General features: G+C 56.9%; 15 protein-coding genes. 7 read left to right on the top strand and 8 right to left on the bottom strand.

What is annotated here, in order from left to right; translation table 11 throughout:
* Position 1 precedes the first annotated feature (1 nt).
* The 6 genes from CQ018_RS13000 to CQ018_RS12975 all read left to right on the top strand — a co-directional run bounded on the left by CQ018_RS13000 (position 2) and on the right by CQ018_RS12975 (position 7,438).
* Complete coding sequence (locus tag CQ018_RS13000; protein ID WP_374954203.1) at positions 2-1,150, top strand: FecCD family ABC transporter permease; 1,149 nt, start codon at positions 2-4, stop codon at positions 1,148-1,150.
* Positions 1,147-1,965, top strand: coding sequence for a heme ABC transporter ATP-binding protein (locus CQ018_RS12995; protein ID WP_258142602.1), 819 nt, complete (start codon positions 1,147-1,149; stop codon positions 1,963-1,965). Before CQ018_RS13000 ends, CQ018_RS12995 begins: the two co-directional genes overlap by 4 nt.
* Positions 1,962-3,422: a hypothetical protein gene (locus CQ018_RS12990; RefSeq protein ID WP_105550437.1), complete on the top strand. Its 1,461-nt coding sequence runs from the start codon at positions 1,962-1,964 to the stop codon at positions 3,420-3,422. The genes CQ018_RS12995 and CQ018_RS12990 overlap by 4 nt, the downstream gene beginning before the upstream one ends.
* Positions 3,419-4,774 carry a hypothetical protein gene (locus tag CQ018_RS12985; RefSeq protein WP_105550436.1) on the top strand — a complete coding sequence of 452 codons (1,356 nt, stop codon included), beginning with the start codon at positions 3,419-3,421 and terminating at the stop codon, positions 4,772-4,774. The genes CQ018_RS12990 and CQ018_RS12985 overlap by 4 nt, the downstream gene beginning before the upstream one ends.
* A 101-nt stretch (positions 4,775-4,875) precedes the next feature.
* Positions 4,876-6,261, top strand: coding sequence for a hypothetical protein (locus tag CQ018_RS12980; RefSeq protein ID WP_105550435.1), 1,386 nt, complete (start codon positions 4,876-4,878; stop codon positions 6,259-6,261).
* A gap of 148 nt (positions 6,262-6,409) precedes the next feature.
* Positions 6,410-7,438, top strand: a complete 1,029-nt coding sequence (locus CQ018_RS12975; RefSeq protein WP_105550434.1) for a WxL protein peptidoglycan domain-containing protein — start codon at positions 6,410-6,412, stop codon at positions 7,436-7,438.
* 120 nt (positions 7,439-7,558) lie between these two features.
* Here CQ018_RS12975 and CQ018_RS12970 read toward each other — a convergent pair whose 3' ends face one another.
* From CQ018_RS12970 to CQ018_RS12955, 4 genes are all read right to left on the bottom strand, one after another.
* The gene (locus CQ018_RS12970) at positions 7,559-8,407 is read right to left on the bottom strand and encodes a siderophore-interacting protein (protein WP_258142601.1); all 849 of its coding nucleotides are present in this window, start codon (positions 8,405-8,407) and stop codon (positions 7,559-7,561) included.
* A gap of 126 nt (positions 8,408-8,533) precedes the next feature.
* Positions 8,534-9,136, bottom strand: coding sequence for a histidine phosphatase family protein (locus tag CQ018_RS12965; protein WP_105550433.1), 603 nt, complete (start codon positions 9,134-9,136; stop codon positions 8,534-8,536).
* A gap of 93 nt (positions 9,137-9,229) precedes the next feature.
* Positions 9,230-9,697, bottom strand: coding sequence for a thioesterase family protein (locus tag CQ018_RS12960; protein ID WP_105550432.1), 468 nt, complete (start codon positions 9,695-9,697; stop codon positions 9,230-9,232).
* Positions 9,697-10,773, bottom strand: coding sequence for an App1 family protein (locus tag CQ018_RS12955; RefSeq protein WP_105550431.1), 1,077 nt, complete (start codon positions 10,771-10,773; stop codon positions 9,697-9,699). The genes CQ018_RS12960 and CQ018_RS12955 overlap by 1 nt, the downstream gene beginning before the upstream one ends.
* Positions 10,774-10,905: 132 nt before the next feature.
* Here CQ018_RS12955 and CQ018_RS12950 point away from each other — a divergent pair, with 132 nt between their 5' ends.
* Positions 10,906-11,346 (top strand): pyridoxamine 5'-phosphate oxidase family protein, encoded by a 441-nt coding sequence (locus tag CQ018_RS12950; RefSeq protein ID WP_105550430.1) that lies wholly within the window; start codon positions 10,906-10,908, stop codon positions 11,344-11,346.
* Here the strand turns inward: CQ018_RS12950 and CQ018_RS12945 are convergent.
* The 4 genes from CQ018_RS12945 to CQ018_RS12930 all read right to left on the bottom strand — a co-directional run bounded on the left by CQ018_RS12945 (position 11,343) and on the right by CQ018_RS12930 (position 16,483).
* Positions 11,343-12,221 (bottom strand): 3-hydroxyacyl-CoA dehydrogenase family protein, encoded by an 879-nt coding sequence (locus CQ018_RS12945; protein WP_105550429.1) that lies wholly within the window; start codon positions 12,219-12,221, stop codon positions 11,343-11,345. The genes CQ018_RS12950 and CQ018_RS12945 overlap by 4 nt on opposite strands.
* A 167-nt stretch (positions 12,222-12,388) precedes the next feature.
* The gene (locus CQ018_RS12940; RefSeq protein WP_105550428.1) at positions 12,389-13,852 is read right to left on the bottom strand and encodes an aldehyde dehydrogenase family protein; all 1,464 of its coding nucleotides are present in this window, start codon (positions 13,850-13,852) and stop codon (positions 12,389-12,391) included.
* 30 nt (positions 13,853-13,882) lie between these two features.
* Positions 13,883-15,070 (bottom strand): acyl-CoA dehydrogenase family protein, encoded by a 1,188-nt coding sequence (locus CQ018_RS12935; protein ID WP_105550427.1) that lies wholly within the window; start codon positions 15,068-15,070, stop codon positions 13,883-13,885.
* 51 nt (positions 15,071-15,121) lie between these two features.
* Positions 15,122-16,483, bottom strand: a complete 1,362-nt coding sequence (locus tag CQ018_RS12930) for an aminotransferase class III-fold pyridoxal phosphate-dependent enzyme (RefSeq protein WP_105550571.1) — start codon at positions 16,481-16,483, stop codon at positions 15,122-15,124.
* Positions 16,484-16,514: the final 31 nt, after the last annotated feature.

Below are 16,514 nucleotides of genomic sequence, written 5' to 3'. Positions count from 1 at the left end.
AGTGGCTACCGAGGAACTCAAACCCCTGCCACTTGTGCGCTGGGAAACCCCCGAATTGACCGGCACACTCCCGGTTCATCTCTGCTCAGAGTCCGATGGTCCACGTAACACACGCCGAAAACTGACCGCAGGGATTTTACTTACGGCGTTGGCGATTTCATTGCTGGGCATGATGCTGGCCTCTGCCGGCATAGGGCAAATGCAACTAACTCCCTCCGAAGTCTTTGCCAGCGTAATGCACCGGCTGGGTCTCGAGTGGGGAACGTTACCGGCCCAACAGCACGCCGAATCGGCTTTGTGGGCCATCAGATTTCCACGGGTAGTCATGGCTATCACCATTGGTGCCGCGCTTGCCTGCTCCGGTGTACTCATGCAGGGAGTCTTTGGAAATCCACTAGCAGAACCCGGCGTCGTAGGTGTCTCTTCTGGAGCCGCGGCATTCGCCTGCATCGTCATTGTGTTCGGGCTGAACTTTTTTGGCACTTGGACCGTGGCCTTTGGAGCATTCGTCGGTGGGCTCGTGGCCACTGCATTGGTCTATGCAACCGCACGTTCCGGTGGCCGAACCGAAGTTGTCACGTTGGTTCTCACCGGCGTTGCAATCAATGCCGTGGGCGGTGCAGTCATTGCGCTCATGACGTTTCTGGGTGATAGCTCCTCACGTGAGGAAATAATCTTCTGGCAGTTGGGATCGTTAAATGGAACCCGTTGGGACAACGTCTGGGTGGCCGGACCAATCACGGTTGTCGGTATTGGAATCGCTTTCTTTTTCACTCGAAAACTTGACCTTTTGGCCCTGGGCGAGCGCCCGGCCCGGCATCTTGGGGTCGATGTGGAAAAGCTACGTCGTCAGGTGATCGTGCTTGTAGCGATACTGACCAGTGCTGCCGTGGCTTTTGCGGGAATCATAGGTTTTGTGGGCTTGGTGGTTCCGCACATCCTTCGCATGGCGTTAGGCCCGGGGCACCGGGTACTACTACCGGCTAGCGCACTGGGTGGTGCACTACTCTTGCTGATCGCAGATACTGCTGCACGCACTATGGTTCCAAACGCTGATCTACCCATCGGCATGCTCACCGCCCTCGTTGGTGGACCTTTCTTCTTCTGGTTGATTCGTCGCACACGCAAGGGCGCTGGTGGTTGGTCATGAGCCGTCGAGTAGTCATGCAAGCCCATCAGGCCCGCCTGGAATTGGGCGGGCGAGAGATTCTCAGCGGAGTCGAGTTAGAGCTCTATGCCGGTGAAGTTGTGGCTCTGGTGGGCCCAAATGGAGCCGGAAAATCCACTTTGCTTTCGGCCCTTTGCGGAGACACCCGCTTGGACTCGGGAAACATTACGCTTCACGGCGTCACTCTTTCTGGTTGGAAGGTCAAAGATCTTGCGCGATTGCGTGCCGTTCAAATGCAGGAATCCAATGTATCGTTCTCATTCGACGCGCAGGACGTGGTTCGCATGGGACGAGCTCCTTGGGCGGGTACTAGCTTTGAGGATCACGATGACGAAGTGATCGCTGCGGCCATGCAGGCCAGCGAATCCACGACGCTAGCGCCACGGCTTTTCCCAGCGCTTTCGGGTGGAGAAAAAGCTCGTGTCGCCTTTGCACGCGCACTCGCTCAGGAAACCGAGTTAATCATGCTCGATGAGCCAACGGCCGCGATGGACATTCGCTATCAAGAATTACTGCTGACGCGCACTCGAGAGCGCGCATCCATGGGTGCGACCGCGGTAGTGGTGTTACACGATCTGTCGTTGGCCGCGGCCTATGCGGATCGCATCGTCCTCTTGGATGCCGGGAAAATCCGTATAGCTGGAACTCCCCGCCAGGTTCTGCAGCCACACATTATCGAAGAGGTCTACCGGCACAAAGTTGCGGTTATTGAGCATCCGGAATCGGGCGGATTAGCGGTTGTTCCGCTTCGCCCCCATCTGAACACACGCCACGGTCTCCGGGAGGAATTCGTATGATGAAGCAGCACAAACACCGACCCGCGAAACGGCTCTGGATCGGGTTGCTAAGCTTGATGCTTGTCGCCAGCCCATTGGCGCATCTCGCCACTGCAGTACCCGCCGAGGCTGCACCTCGCATCAGCGTAGTTTCTTCCTTGGGCCAGGCAAAGGCCTCGGCCAGCGGGCCGACGAGTGTCACGGTGTCGGGATCCGGATTACAGTCCATTCCGAAGGCATTCGGTGGAATCTACGTGACTTTTGGGTATCTGAAGAACAGCGGCGGATGGCGCCCTAGCCAGGGCGGAAAAGCCGGAGAAGACTTCTTCTATATTGCCGATGCACAGTCAAAGAACAACCAGGGATACCAGCGATTTGTTGCCTTTCCCGGTTCTAGCACCTCGGACTCCGCCAATGGTGGGACTATCTCGGCATCGGGTTCTTTTAAACTAAAAATGGTCATCCCCGGTCCCACCTTCAATGCCGAATCAAGCACCGGGTCCAAGACGAATATTGATTGCCGCCAGGTGCAATGCGGCATCATCACCTTTGGTGCGCATGGCGTAGCAAACGGCAACAATGAATCATTCACTCCGCTTAGCTTCGGTGCGGCCAAGCCCGCTGCAGCGACAACCAAATCCGAAGCCAAGGGAACGGCCACTCAGCAGACTCAAGCTACCCAGCAGCCCGCAATAGGGAACTCCGGCGCTACCACGCAGCAGACCCAGCAAGGTCAGGGAAGCGTCGCAGGAACCGAGCATGGAACCACTGAACAGGTTCCTACAACCGGCGAACCACAATCGAGCGGTACCATTCCACAGGCAGTTACAAGCGGAAACCCCGTGCTGGGCATCGAACAAAAAACCGTTGTTGCCGGGCGCACCCTCGGTTTCACCGGCCGCGGCTTCGCCCCGGGTGAACAGGTGGTTGGAACTCTAGCGGCTGGAATCACCGCGGCCGGACCAATCACTGCAGGAACCTTTGGCGAAGTTGCCGGAGTCGTCCAGATCCCTTCGGATATGGCCGCGGGTACCCACAAACTCAAACTAGCCGGGGCTGGTTCTGGTGCCTCCGTCGAGGCAGAATTCAGCGTCATGGCCAATCCCGCAGCTCTCGCTTCCACTGCAGCCGAGGGCGCCGATGGAGTTTGGTGGGCACTGGTCGCGGTAATAATTGCCGGTTCCATACTGTTGCTTGTTTTTCTGGTTTCATTCATCACCGCTTTAGCTAGGCGCCGGAGTGAAACTAAAACACGTCCGGTACGTCGCAAAAAACTCCGCCCGGCAGCCCGTAAACGTAACAACACTGCGCCGCGTCCAACAGTTCCTCGCCGGCAACCACAGTCCATTTCCAACGACGAAGGTTTCGGCGCCTCATTTGACTCACTTTATTCGTCAGATCAAGGTTCGTCCTCAGTAGCGCCACCGACAACCACTATCGACGAAATTCAAAAGACTCATGCAGGGCAAGGTGTATGAAACTCACTCAGAGCCGGTTCCGGCTACTAGCCGCGTCCGCTTTGCTGGTTCCCTTGACGTTCTCCTCCTTGGGTATAGCCGTTGCTGCGGATAAAGGGGGCATCGACGTTAGCGTTACGATCCCCGAAACAAGCACTTCCAAGCAGGAGTTCAAGGTTACCGACGCACAATTTCGATGGGGACTAAATAAGGAGTCAACCTCGGGCGCCTTTGCGCCGGGGACCTGCAACTTCCTCTCTGCCGGTGTCGCTGGAGATGCCAAGTTTTCGCGAGAATGGGCTAAAAAAGACGGATTCTATGCCCAAAAATCTGGGCAAGTGCGGATCGAAAAACCAAATGCTGCCGGTAAATGGGTCGTTGATTCCTGGGAAAACAAATGCCTCGACAAAGATGGCCGAAAGGTTGGAACTAGTTTCAACGAACCTGGAACTGGCGCTCAGATTGTCATAGAGGGCGGAACCGGGGTTATTAATTCGGGCAAGAAAACCGCGAGTATCAAGTGGAAAGGTTCCTTCACCTCTGCTTTGTATAACGGCATGACGTACTGGAGTGCAACAGATCCAGAACTCACGGTTGCCAATGGCAAGGGAAGCTTGACCGCCACACTCAGTGGTTACGGCACTGACCGAGAAGACACCAGTAGGTGGTCCCCACTTGCGCCACAACGAGTAGTCATAGCCACCTTGCCATCGGTTAACCTCGGCGACAAGGGCATCGTTACTGACCCCGCATATAAGGAAGTTCCTGTCGAGGATACTGGATCCCCGCAGGTTCGAACCGGGAATACTTGGGGCGCATTCCCGCAAGCGTTCGTGGACTTTCAAGAAAAATCCGGGCAAGGCTCATATTGGTACTCGACGGGCGGATCTAGAGACATTGCCAAGATCTCCTCAACGCTCTACATCAGTTACACACCTGAGAACCCCGTCCTAGCGGTTCCGCCCCCGGGCGAGAGCATTTCCGATTCGGGTTTAACGGGTAGCGACAGTGGAAGCTTCATAGATCCGCCCACCGACGAAGAAAATAGTGTTCTAGACAAATTTGGAACATCGGTTGGCGATCGATCAGTTTTGGACAGTGGATTGACCCCGGGGGTATTGGAGCCCGAAGAGACAGCCCTGTCGAGCGATCCGCTCAGCACCTTGCTCGCCTCAGCCACCACCTCCGCGGTGGGCGCTGCCAACTGGTTAGGTGGATCGTTAATCCCCGAGGCGATAGAGCTAGCGCGAGACTACCAAGACTGGCTTTTGTGGTCCGTAGCAGGACTTCTGGGCCTAACCGCGCTCAGTTGGGTCGGGTTCCGCAAAGGCTGGCTTGCACTGCCATTCAAACTACAAAAAACCAACAAGTAAGCCGAACCTTACTTGTATTTTAAAATATTATATACGCATACTTTGCGTAATTTGAGACAGTTAAGTTAGCCTTACCTCACAAACAATCACTCGGAGGAAAAATGTTCGCACGCCGTTGGGCAACGCCCACGACTCGCAAAACTCTCGCAGCCGCCACTGTCGCCGGTCTCGCACTTACGCTCGGCGCTTTGGCAGCACCTGCGCAAGCAGCGGAGCAAAACGTTTCAGATGTCACGTTGAGCTGGGGCCTCAACCTTGAATCCGGTGCCGGCGCTTTCCAGCCAGGTGCCTGCAACTTCATTTCAGCCGGCAAAGCAGGAAACTCCGGTGCTAGCCGAGCGTGGACCGAGGGCGACGGATTTTACAAGCAAGCTGAAGGCAATGTAGCGATCGTCAAGGATGGACCCGACGGAAGCACCATCAACACCAGCTGGGCCAACAAATGCCAGACCGGCGCAGGCGGCCCAGTCGCCGCGGTCGGACTGGATAAGGTCAGCAACAACAAGGTTGTCCTTTCCAAGGGAACCGGCACCGTGGATACAGCGGCCAAGACCGCAAACATCAAGTGGACCGGCTCATTCACCTCGGTGTTCTACTCCGGGTTGACCTACTGGTCTGCCACTAATCCTGAGTTGACGGTCAAGGCCGATGGAACCGCAACACTCACCGCAACTGCAAGCGGATATGGCGCTTCCATGGACGACCCCGACGCATGGGAAGCCCTCGCACCGCAGAAAATCACTCTGGCCAACCTCAAGGGTGTAGAAGTGGACTCCGATGGCTTCATCCAGGCGCCTGAATACAAGGAAGTAACCACACCTTCAAGTGTCACGAACCAGATAACGACTGGCGCAAACTGGGGAGCTTTCCCCCAGGACTTCATTGAATTCCAGGGCAAGACCGGCGCCCAGCCCTACTGGTACTCCTCTGGTGGTGGTGCCGATCCACGCAAGGTAGCAACCGATCTGGCCGTCAACTGGGATGCCAAGCCACCTGTGGTAGCTCCCCCGGCCGACACTGATACCGAGAAGTCCGTGGATGTAGCTGTCAAGGTACCGACCAAAACGGTAACACCGGGCGCATTCTCTTGGACGCTCGGTGGGAGTTCTATATCGCTCGGCAACGCTGAACAGAACGCTGCCGGCTTTAGCGCTAGCGGTGCACTTCCAGAAATCACGGTCACCGATTCCCGGGAGAACTCAACCGGTTGGTCACTGACCGGAAAGTCATCCGCGTTCGAGTCCGGATCCAATAGTTTCACGGCATCGGCCCTCGGGTGGGTTCCGGGCGGCAGCGGAACCACCGGCGTTGTGAATGCGGGCGACACAGTTACCCCGGGCACGGGTCTGGCAGAAGCGCGGAACCTAGTGACCTCAACAGGAAAATCGACCGCTACCGTCGAGGCAGTTCTGAACTTGATTGCTCCGGCGGGCACCCCGGCAGGTAACTACACGTCGAGATTGACGATTACGGCAATTAGCGACTAACTATCGTCTCTAGTGGGGTGCTGCTTCTCTGCTTCACTGCAGTGAAACAGCATCCCACTTTTGCGCGTTCCGGCCAGCTCGGCTCGCATTCACACCCAATCATGCGTTTTCCCTCCAAATTCGCCCACGATTCAGTTTCTAGGACATCATGAGCTTGAAGCTTTCAATACTTTCACCGAACCTTTCCCGTTGGGGCGCGGCGCTGATCGCTGCGGCGCTGATCGCTGCATTACCGCTCTTGGGCGCACCGGCACAAGCGGCACCTTCGGACGAACTTTCTTGGAGCATCCGGCCAGGAGGTGATGATTCGCGCACCAACTTCAGCTACGATCTCGAAGCGGGGGCGAAGAAGAAAGACGCATTCGAGGTGACGAATTTAGGCTCCAATGAAGTTTCACTAACCATTTACGCGGCCGATGGAATCACGTCAAGTTCGGGAGCACTGGACCTACTTCCCGCAAATGATCCCTCAACGGTCGTTGGCTCATGGGTCAAGGTCAGTGAACCTAAAATCACATTATCTCCCGGCGAAACCGAATCAGTAGATTTCACCCTTGAAGTCCCGAAAAATACCGCCCCGGGTGATTATGTTGGCGGTCTGATTTCCTCCTACCTTGATACCGCCAGCGGCGGTACCGTTGTGGTGGATCAGCGTCTGGCAAACCGCGTGAATGTGCGCGTTGGCGGTGAAGGTACTGTTTTCTTGGAAACACAGGATTTGAATGTTCTCACCCCACTTGCTTGGAATCCGTTTGCGCCCACCACGGCCACTGTAACTTTCACGCTGAACAATTCCGGAACGGTACGAGCGCGCGGTAATTATTCGATTACAACCAGCGGGCTCTTCGGTTGGGGAGAGTCGACTAAGACCTTCTCCACGGAGGAATTGATTCCCGGGTCCAGTGTCAACGTTATTCAAGAGTTCGGAGGGATCTGGCCGATTTTCTCCCTGACGACAAAAGTCACAACTATTCCCGAGGGTATTGACGGCGCCTCGGGTACCGAACATGTTTCCAGCATCTCAAGCTGGAATATCCCGTGGGGACAGATTGGACTTCTGCTCATCCTGATAGCCGTAGCTCTGATCATTGGCCTACGCCAAGGACGATACTACGAGGATGAACTGGAGGATGGTCTCGAAGATTCCTTAGCGGAACGTTCCACAAACCGCACCTAAATTTATGTCATGCCTAGAGCATTTCGTTTCTCTGAAAACGGTGAGGGGCTTCCACGATTAAGAATTGTGGAAGCCCCTCACTATTTATTGGAGGCAGTACCCGGCAGGCAACCGGTAAGTTTAGGCGTTAGCTACCTCTGGAAAAATCTGCCCGATGGGGCTCTTCTTTTCCGCCTGGAATTCATCTTCTGCTCGACCGAAGGCCCAGTATGCCGAAAGCGACATCGCCTTGCGGTCGACCTTACGTTCACCATGCAGATACGCGCGCAGTGTCTTCATCGTTTCACGCTCACCGTGGGCAAAAACTTGCACGCTATCATCGGACCAAGGTGCCGCACGAACCACGGATTCGAGTCGGGTGTTCTCCGGGGTAAAGGGCCCACCTCGATGTAACCAATGAACAGTGATCCCCTCGGGCACATCGAGCGTGACGTGATCTTCCGGGCCACCAACCTCGAGATAAATATCGCCGACCATCTCCGGAGTCATATCCAGCACGGCCGCCGAAATCGCCGGCAGGGCGGTCTCATCACCGATCAGTAGGTGTCGAGCAAACTCTGGGTTTGGGGTGTACAACCCGCCGGGACTATTGAAGCAAATCTGATCCCCAATTTTTGCGTTCAACGCCCACGGGCCAGCAATGCCTTCATCGCCGTGAACCACAAAGTCGATTTGTACGGTCCCTGCTTCTAAGTCAACATGATGCAACGTGTAGGTACGCCGCACCGGAAAATCTTCCGGTGCCAGCTGCTCGCGCAAAGCATCTAGGTCATACGGTGGAATGAGGCCTAGTTCCGGCTTGGCAAACAAAATCTTCACATAGCGATCCGAAACGGGCTTGTCTTGAAAGTTCTCGAAACCCGGGCCACCAAAAGTTAGCCGAATCATGTGCTCGGAAAGCATCTCTGTAGCGAGAACTTCAAGAACAATCTGAGGACGAACCGGACGCGCCAATCGCTGTGTGGTCACCGAACACCGCTTTCTTGAATTAGGGAAGGTAAACCTATCCTAATCGATTTTTTTGTGTTCTGCAGTAACGTACGACTCAAACGGGTACCCTTCACCACATATTCGTACGAGCATCACGAGCAGTTCTCAGAGCTTTTGCCCCTGCCAGCTTTCGATATTCCACCGATCGCCGAGCCCAGATTCGAGAACCGCAACACCGGTATTTTGCATCGGAGCGTCACGCAATAGCGAAAGATCAAAGTTTGATTTTCGACTTGCCACCCAGGTCATCAGCATGGCCCCATGACTGACCACCGCCAAGGATTCAACACCATCATGCTGTGCCTGTTCAACTACCGCACCGAAGCGATCAAGTGCCGTCCTGCCATCTTCACCACCGGGAATTTTGGCGCTTAGATCGCCTTGCAACCACTTAAAAAATACGTCTCGGTAGGCCAGTTGGGCGTCAAGATCCGTGCGCATTTCTAGCTCGCCGGCAGATATCTCGCTTAGCCCGGAATGCTCGGCAAGGATCAGACCACGTGGCACCACGAGAGGCGTCGCTGTCATCTTTGCCCGGATCAGGGGTGACGAATAGACCGCATCAAGTTTTTCCTCGCCCAGGCTCAGGGCAAGCTTTTCGGCCTGAGCCACGCCCACTTCATTCAAGGGTGCCCCGGGGGCCGCAGTATCCAGCGCCTGGATCACGTTCGAAGCTGTTTCACCATGTCGGATCAGTAAGAGTCTCACACCTTCACTCTAAAGTGTCGGAATGCGATTCCACTGCTTGCACCAACTTTGTTGGTCACTTTGTCGTAGCAAATGCCGTTGAAAACTAGCTATTTACTTGAAAATGGGATCGGCTGAGAAAGCACCCAACGATTCCTTGTGTTCGGCGCTTAGGCGCAGCAGACGTTGTGTTTCAACGGAAAAGAACGCGAGTGTAGTTGCTGCTCGCACACACACTCCACCGTCCACTGGATCATGGAATTCGTAACAAATGTCAAAGCTTGCGCCCTTGATATTGCTAATCCACAGATCCACGTGAGCAGGTACATTGCGGTAATCAAGCGGCTTGATATAGCGCACACGATGCTCGACCACCAGAATTTGGGTGTTGGGTGGAACAGTTGAAAACAAGTCAATCTGAGGTTCGATGCCCGGTTTACCGGTGCCTCCTGGAACCCCAAAACCCGCGATACGCGCTTCTTCCATCATGCGTACTAGATTCACATTGTTAATGTGTCCATACGCATCCATATCACCCCAACGCATGGGTACTTCAACACGAATTTTATGTCCGTCAGTCATTACTTCCCCGGGAGTGGATCGGCTTCTAGGAAGCCAAGTTCGGTCAGCTGTTCGGCAATACGCGCACCATCTGGTTCATAAACCCACGGCACCCCGGGTGTCGAATTCAGGATCCCATGGCTGCGCCCACCGGCGAGAACTGCCTCGGAAGGGGTGAGCTGTCGAATCACGATTGCTGCAACATGCTCCGGGTAACGGCGCGCAAACTCGGCATACAAATACGGGTCATGCTGGCCATCATCCCCAATCAGCAACCACTTCATGTGCGGGAATTCGGTAGCGATGCGACGTAGCTGGTCGGCTTTGTGTTGCATACCGGAACGGAACCAGCGTCGTTCGGTGGGACCCCAGTCGGTCAGCAACAGCGGACCCTGCGGATATAGATTTCGTGAGAGAAAACGGGTCAGCGTTTGCGCCACATTCCAGGCGCCAGTTGAAAGATAGAAGGTGGGAGCGCCGGGCTTATTACGCAGCAGTCGTTCCATCATTACTGCCATGCCCGGTGTTGCGAGCCGCGCGTGCTCGGAGAGGACAAATGAGTTCCAGGCCGCCAAGAGTGGGCGTGGCAGCGCGGTGACAACTACCGTGTCATCCACATCGGAAAGTACACCAAATTCTTGGGCAGCATCCACCATCAGGACCGGAGCATTGACGGGGCTCCCACCCTCGATTGTCAAGGTTATTTCATGCCATCCGGGGCTCAGAGTTGCTGCGACTTTGGCATCGATCACGCCTCCACGATCCGCCCGCATCTCAAAGTCTTCACCATTAATACGCACCAGGACATGCCCATTGGGGACGATGGGTGAGATGAAGTTACGCCAGCCACGCACCCCGTCGGCAACGACCTTGGCACGGTGACGTCCGGCATCGAAGGCGCCCGGCTTGGCCAGCACCGCGCGAGCAAAAATTCGTACCCAGCCGGTGTCGGGATCGGCAAGCCCATAGCCCGTGTACGGGAGGATGGTGGGAATCAGACCGCGTTCGCGGGCACGCTTGGCGCGCAATTCGTAGACGCGATCTTCGAAACGTGCGGCAATGTGCCTGGCATGTTCCACACTCAAATCCTTGACCATGCTCTTAGTCTTTCACGGGTCGGTGAACACCGATCGATCCAAAGGATGATTCGAGTGTCATAGGGGTGCGAAACTACGCGACACAAACCAACACACCTAGCTCTTTTCTACGGAAAGTAGAATACTGGGATCATGATGTTTGTACACGGAGATGATCAGCCAGTACTCGTGCTAGATGACGACCAATCATGGCGTTTACTCGAGCACACCAACCATGGCCGACTTGCCACAACAGTTGGTGGAATCGTCGATATTTTTCCACTCAATTATGCGGTCATGGATCGAACCATTTACATCCGTACCTCACCCGGCGAAAAACTTGCGGCCCTCACGGTCAATGACCATGTGGCTTTCGAGGCAGATGGAATTCTCTCCGATGAGGCGTGGTCGGTGGTTGTTCATGGCGTCGCCCACCAGTTACAAACTCAGGCAGAAATTGAAGCCGCCCGCGCCTCCGGTGTTTCTCCGTGGATTCCCACCCACAAGGAAGCTTGGGTGAAAATCGAAGTTTCCAAGATCACCGGACGGCATTTCCGCCTCGGTGCACAGCCCGAGGCGGATACCGGAAACTAGTTGTAGTTGTAGAATCCGGCCCCGGTCTTCCGGCCAAGTTTGCCTTCGGCAACCAACGCCGCAATGCCGGGGTTTGGCGCATCTTCTTCCAAGCCGGTTTCCGCGTAAGTTGCCTGCGCGATGAAGTCGATGACATCGAGGCCCACCATATCCATGAGCGCAAATGGTCCCATCGGGTGGCCCAACGCGGTACGCGCGGTGGTATCAATATCATCAATGCTTGCGATTCCAGCATCGGCTAGGTACAGGGCTTCCTTCTGGATGGCGCCCATCAGCCGGTTTGCGATGAAGCCCGGAATTTCTCTGTTGATCAACACAGGTTCTTTGCCCAATCGACGGGCAAGTTCCATAGTGATCTCAACTGTCGCATCGCTTGTAGATTCGTGACGAACCACCTCAACACATTTCATGACAAGTGCCGGGTTGAAGAAATGCATATTGCATACCTGAGCCGGACGTCCGGTGACCTGGGCAACCTTTGAAGAGCCAAGGGTTGATGAGTTGGTGGCAAGGATCGCGTGAGCAGGAGCCAGCACACCAAGCTTTTCAAAGATCGCCGTCTTAATATCGAGTCGCTCGGTGGCGGCCTCAATGATGTAATCCGCATGTGCCGCTGCGGTATCAAGATCGGTGCTGTAGCTAAGTGCTGCAAGCGCTGACGTTGCAGCGCTCTGCTCAAGCTTGCCCTTTCCAACGCGTCCGGCTGCCCATTCTTCGAGCTCGGTGCGGGCAGCTTCCAGCCCGTCCTCGGAGATGTCCTGAATAATTGTTGAATACCCGGCCAAAGCCGCGGTCATGGCAATCTGGCGTCCCATGGTGCCGGCACCAATGACCAGAATCGTTGAAATATTCTCAATGCTTGGTTGTGTGCTCATCGTCGAATCCACTCTCTTCTCAAATGTCCTAGTTTGCTGGCTCGGCGACCCAGCGCCGGAAGGGGTTTTCAATTTTCATCCTAGACATCAGTGGGGCGTCGGTTCTCATCCGTCCCACTGGATGACGACCGACGCCCCGACTAGATATTTGGTGGTCAGGAGTTGAATTATGCCCCGCGCAGGTACACCGTGGTGGTGTGCGTGAAAAACTCCTTGGCCGCGGCGCCCTGTTCTTTGGGTCCGTAACCGGACTTTTTGGCCCCGCCAAATGGCACATGTGGATCGGCACCCGCCGATTCGGAATTCACGTGCAAGATTCCCACATCAATGCTCTCCATGGCAGCCAGTGCCTTGGTGAGATCTTGGGTGAAGACCGCACAGCTCAGGCCGTATTCCGAATCGTTGGCCAATGCGAAGGCTTCGGCCACCGTTGCCGCGCGGCGTACCGCCAGTACCGGGCCGAAGAATTCATCACGCCAGGAGATATTTTCTTCACCCGCAGGGATTTCTAGCACCGTGGGAGCTACGAAGGCATCCCCGAGGCCGGAAACATCCCCACTGAAGCGAAGCTGTGCACCCTGGGCGATGGAGGCCTCGATGCTTGCACGAATTTCGGCTGCAGCGGAGCCGGAGACCACAGGTCCCATCTGGACCGATGGGTCGGTAGGATCCCCGGTTTTCCAATCGTTCAGGCGCTCGGTGAGCCGCGCCAGGAAGGCATCGGCAATATCCTCTTGAAGTACAAGTCGCGAAGTCGCCGTGCATTTCTGCCCGGTGGAGCGGAAGGCACCGAAGAGCACCTGTTCGGTGGCTAGTTCCAGGTCCGCATCATTAAGAACCACCGAGGCATTCTTGCCGCCCATCTCCGCCTGAATCGGCACACCATTTCCGGCCGCTGCAGCAGCCAACATGCGTCCGACACCCGTGGAACCGGTGAAGGTCAGCCCGTCCAGATCAGGGTGGTTCACGATTGCATCCCCCAGCGAACCGGAGCCAATGATCAGGTTCAGCACGCCTACCGGTAGGCCAGCTTCTACCAGGGCCTGGGCTAGCCGAAGGGCCAGCAGCGGTACCGTGGATGCTGGCTTCCAAATAACTGTATTGCCGAAGATCAGCGCCGGGGCGATCTTCCAGGCCGGGATGGCAATCGGGAAGTTGAACGGGGTGATGACCCCGATAACACCCAATGGTTTGCGGGTGACAAGAATCTGCTCCCCGCGACGCGGGGAGGAAAAGACTTCCCCGGCCAAGCGGTCGGATTCTGCCGAATAGTAGGTGAAGATTTGGGCCGCACGCAACACCTCGCCACGGCCTTCGGCGAAGGTCTTGCCTTCTTCCTGGGCCAACTCGGTGCCCCAGGCATCGGCGTTGGCGGTGATGATGGCAGCGGCGCGAGTGAGGTATCCCCCGCGTTCGGCCATGGGTGTTGCTGCCCAGCCTGGGGCCGCCGCACGGGCGGCAGCCATTGCACCCTGGACCTGGTCCACCGTTGCGGTAGCACCGGTGGCAAGTACTTGATCCGGGTTGGTGGGTGAGCTGGAGGCAAGCTCCGGGCCCTCGCCGGTGACCCAGACTCCGTTGATGAGCAGGTTTAGTTCAACAACGCCTGTGCGTGTGATTGTTTCGGTCATGGTTCTCGTCTGTTGTGTGAGTCGGGAGGTTTAGCGGAAGGCCGGGACGCCGGTGAGTTTGTTGCCCAGGATCAGTGTGTGGACCTCGTCGGTACCCTCGTAGGTGCGCACCGATTCGAGGTTGTTGGCGTGGCGCAGCGGCGAGTATTCAAGGGTGATGCCGTTGCCGCCCAGGATGGTGCGCGCCTCGCGGGCAATCTTGATGGCCTCGCGGCAGTTATTCAGCTTGCCCACCGAGATCTGGTGCAGGTCAAGGGTTCCGGCATCCTTCTGGCGGCCAATGTGTAGGGCCAGCAGATAGCCCTTGTTGATTTCCAAGGCCATATCCACGAGCTTGAGCTGGGTCAGCTGGTACCCGGCCAATGGCTTGTCGAATTGCATGCGGGTCTTGGAATAGGCAAGTGCGTCCTCGAAGGAATCACGTGCGGCGCCCATGGCACCCCAGATAATGCCGTAGCGCGCCTCATTCAGGCAGGAGAACGGGCCCTTGAGTCCCACGACGTTGGGCAGTACCGCGGTAGCCGGCAGACGCACGTCGGTCAGTTCGATCTCGCACTGGATTGAAGCACGCATTGAAAGCTTGGGTTCAATGACGGTGGCCTTGTAACCGGCGGTGCGCGTGGGGACCACGAAGCCGCGGATGCCCGTATCGGTCTGCGCCCAGATGATGGCAACCTGTGCCACATTGGCCAGACCGATCCAGCGCTTGGTGCCGTTGATGACCCAGTCATCGCCGTCGCGGCGGGCAAAGGTCTTCATCGCGGAAGGATCCGAGCCGGCGGTGGGTTCGGTCAGCCCGAAGCAACCAATGGCCTCGCCCTTGGCCATCTTGGGCAACCATTCGTTCTTCTGCTCCTCGGAGCCGTGCTTGTGAATGGCGCTCATGGCCAGCGAACCTTGGACCGAGACAAAGGTACGCAGCCCGGAGTCTCCGGCTTCGAGCTCAGAGCCGGCAATACCGTATTCAACGGCGGTGCCGCCGCCGCAGCCATAGCCCTCAAGGTGCATGCCCAGCAGACCCAGCTTGCCCATTTCCGGAACGATTTCCAGAGGGAAGACGGCGTCGGCGTACCACGAGGCGATGTTTGGCTTGATAGTTTCCTGGACGAATCCGCGGACCTTGGAGCGCAATGCGAGCTCCGTGGCGGAAAGCAGCGAATCGAAGTTGATTAGATCGGCCGGGTCAAGCAGGTGGGTTTCGGGTGCCGTGAGGGGCATGGTGTACTCCTAAAATTTTTTGATGAGCGGGAGGTAAGTTTTGTGGGCTGGTTACTTGGCGGCGTTGGTGATGGCTTCGGTCAGCACGTTCAGGCCGTCACGCAGCAGTTCTTCGCCAATGACAAGTGGTGGCAGCAGGCGCACGACGTTGCCGTGGGTACCGCAGGTCAGGGTGATGACACCGGCGCGGTGGCAGGCCGCGGAGATTTCTTTGGCAAGGTCAGCGCGTGGTTCAAGGGTGCCGGCGTCGGCAAGTTCGATGGCGAGCATGGCACCGCGACCACGGATTTCGGCGACGATAGAGGTGGAGGCAAGCAGCGGCTCGAGGACTCCTCGGGCGATTTCCTCGATACGGCGAGCATTCTCCAGCAGCGTGCCGTCCTCGAACTGTTCAAAGACAGCAAGTGCTGCCTCACACGCCAGCGGGTTTCCGGCGTAGGTACCACCTAGACCACCGGCATGCGGTGCGTTCATTAGATCTACGCGCCCGGTGACGGCAGATAGCGGAACGCCGTTGGCAAGGGCCTTGGCGGTGAGGATTAAGTCTCCGGCGACGCCCTCGTGTTCGGAGGCAAAAAGCTTTCCGGTGCGACCCATTCCGGCCTGGATCTCGTCGATGACCAGCACGATGCCGTACTTATCTGCCAGTTTGCGCAGGCCCGGGATGAAACCGGCAGCCGGGACGATGAAGCCGCCCTCGCCCTGGATCGGTTCGATGACCATTGCGGCAAAGGTGTCTGCACCGTGTTCAAGGATGGTTGCTTCAACGGATTCCAGCGCGGCCGCAGCTCCGGCAGCCAGACCCTGAGCCGGGCGCAGTGGGTTAGCGGAGGCCGCACGGATAATCTCGGTTGGTAGCGGGCCGAAGTTCAGCTTGTACGGGTTGATTTTGGCGGTCATCGCCATGGTGAGCAGCGAGCGGCCGTGGTAGGCCTCGTCGAAGACCAGCACGTTGGGTCGTCCGGTGGCGGCGCGGGCGATCTTGATGGCATTTTCCACGGCTTCGGCGCCGGTGGAGAACAAGCCGGTGCGCTTTTCGAAGTCGCCGGGGGTGTTTTCGTTAAGCCATTTACAGACCTGGGTAAATGATTCGTATTCGGTGACCATGAAGCAGGTGTGAGTGAACGCTTCGAGCTGAGCAGCGACGCGCTGGGCCACACGCTTGTTGCCGGCACCCAGCGAGGTCACCGCGATGCCGGAGGCAAAGTCGATCAGTCGGTTACCGTCAACGTCTTCGATGATGCCGCCGTCGGCGCGGGTCACGAAGACCGGCAGGGTAATGCCAAACCCGTTGGTGACCTGGGCCGTGCGTTCGGCATGCAACGCGATGGAGCGTGGGCCGGGGATCGCTGTGGCGAGGTTGCGGGTTTGTTCTACTGTGCTGGCATTCACTGCCGTGAGTGTTTCGGTCATGAGCTCAACCATATTTGAGGACGTGACACGC

It is taken from the genome of Arthrobacter sp. MYb227, assembly GCF_002975435.1.
Taxonomy (GTDB): Bacteria; Actinomycetota; Actinomycetes; order Actinomycetales; family Micrococcaceae; genus Paeniglutamicibacter.
This window is presented reverse-complemented; position numbering and strand designations above follow the sequence as displayed.